This window comes from Paraburkholderia sp. SIMBA_030 (assembly GCF_046535245.1).
GTDB lineage: Bacteria > Pseudomonadota > Gammaproteobacteria > Burkholderiales > Burkholderiaceae > Paraburkholderia.
This window is the reverse complement of sequence record NZ_JAWRXB010000140.1, coordinates 1-375: the sequence shown is the minus strand read 5'-3', so window position 1 is coordinate 375 and position 375 is coordinate 1. Positions and strand designations below refer to the sequence as shown.

The window sequence follows — 375 nt, the reverse complement described above, 5'->3', positions numbered from 1 at the left end:
CTGGTTGTCTTGGTTGATGACAAGAAAAACATCCTAGCCGACTCTGTGTTGACTGACTATACCGCTCGTATTGAGCAATTGATTGAAGTCTCTCATTTTAAGGGAACAGCCTGTGAGACCGTTGCTGATTATGCATTGGCAGGAGATAAAAAAACCACCAAACAAAATCCTGTACAGCTGTTATTGGTTGGTGTCGGTAACACGGACAAATTCAGCAATACCGTATTGCAAAAAATTGCCAAGACTATCTATAGCAGCACGCAAAAGCGTGTATCGTCTATTACCGTTGCACTAGGTGATGCGCTAGAAGAAAGCCATTTTGGTCAATTTGCCCTAAACCTATTGGCAGCCAGCTACCGCTTTGATAAATATAAG

General features: G+C 42.4%; 1 protein-coding gene. It reads left to right on the top strand.

Annotation, left to right across the window (positions count from 1 at the left end):
- The coding region (locus SB772_RS39370) for a M17 family peptidase N-terminal domain-containing protein (RefSeq protein WP_410838434.1) at positions 1 to 375 on the top strand (375 nt) is incomplete at both ends.